The sequence below is a fragment of the Actinomycetospora sp. genome, from assembly GCF_055612215.1.
The window spans coordinates 1-1,287 of sequence record NZ_JBVPVA010000784.1 but is presented as its reverse complement, the minus strand read 5'-3'; the positions used below and the strand labels follow the sequence as shown (position 1 = coordinate 1,287).

2 protein-coding genes are annotated in these 1,287 nt (G+C 70.4%); one reads left to right on the top strand and one right to left on the bottom strand.

Annotation, left to right across the window (positions count from 1 at the left end):
• The coding region (locus tag AC0CYZ_RS21460) for a DUF2237 family protein (RefSeq protein ID WP_472219052.1) at positions 1-208 on the top strand (208 nt) is incomplete at its 5' end.
• 335 nt (positions 209-543) lie between these two features.
• Here AC0CYZ_RS21460 and AC0CYZ_RS21455 read toward each other — a convergent pair.
• Positions 544-894, bottom strand: a complete 351-nt coding sequence (locus AC0CYZ_RS21455) for a VOC family protein (protein ID WP_472219050.1) — start codon at positions 892-894, stop codon at positions 544-546.
• Between the last annotated feature and the right edge of the window lie 393 nt (positions 895-1,287).

The following is a 1,287-nucleotide window of genomic DNA, read 5'->3' as shown; positions in this document are numbered from 1 at the left end:
CTCGGCGACCCGCGGCAACGACCTGACGCGGCCGGACGAGAACTTCCCGGGGCTCTCGCCCGGGGACCGCTGGTGCCTGTGCGCGAGCCGGTGGAAGGAGGCCCTCGACGGCGGGGTCGCGCCGCCGGTCGTCCTCGAGGCGTCCCACGCGCGCTCGCTGGAGTGGGTGGACCTCGCCGACCTGCGTGCGCACGCGGTCGCCGAGTAGCACCGACCCGCGGCCGCCACGGCGGCTGACAGTGGGGTCGTGGTGACCACGCAGGCTCCGGCCGGCCATGCCGGAAGCGCTGGCCACCCCAAAGCGCGCTGGTCGTCTCGCCCGGGGCCCGCCGCTACTACGACGAGCTACACGGGCGGGGGCTCGGGCACTTCGCGGCGTTGCTTCAGCTCGCGTATCGGCTGGTCGGCATCCTGCGTGGGTGTCGGAGGAGCGCCATACCGTACGACGAGGCCACAGCCTGGGCGCGCCGGATTGATCGATCCCCACCATCTGCTGAACGATGCTCGAGCGAGCGGCTGAGTCGCGCACGCCGGTCTGGAGTGCTATCGCGCGGCGACCGGATGTCGTGGCTGGTACAGGCCGAGCCGAGCGCCACTGGGCAGTGTGATCGTGGTGAGTAGGCCCCATCCCTGGTCACTGACGCCGTCGTCAATGTCGACGCCGCGGGCCGTGAGGTCAGCGACCGTGGTCTCGATGTCGTCGCACATGAGGTAGAGCTCGTGCTGGGGCGGCCCGTCGGTGGGATGTACCGCCACCTCGGCCGGGGGCAGAGCAATGATGACCCATCCGTCGCCGGCGTCGACTCGGTGGTGTCCGCGCAGCAGCTCGGCGAGCACCTCGCGGTCGGCCTGAGCATTGGTGCTGAACACGATCGCGTGCGTGCCCGTGATCATCGGGAGCTCCCTTCCGTCGGTGGAAGCCAAGGATGTCGCGGGCGACGGTTCTCAGGCCACCTCGGCGATGGGAACCTCGCGGCAGTGCGACGCGACACCCCGGGTGTCGTCGCCTCCGGCGGCGCTGTCCTCCTCAGGGCCCGACAGCTTGATCCGCCCGCCCCTCACAAGCAAGGGCCGCAGAACCGGGTGTGCCACGTCAAGATCGACAGCCGCAGAGGGCGGTGGCGGCAGATGGGTCGCATGATCGACGTCGCGCTCGTCACCTTGCTATTCGTCGCACTTCGTCAGCCACCGCCGCATTGAGCCGCTAAGCCCGAGTCGACTTTCTTCACGTCTTCAAGCCGGGCCCTGACGGACCGGTGCGGGCGGCCCCGCTACCGACACGCCTCC

Coding starts and splice junctions, on each gene's coding strand:
- AC0CYZ_RS21455 (WP_472219050.1), bottom strand. CDS start 894: ATGATCACGGGCACGCACGCGATCGTGTTCAGCACCAATGCTCAGGCC.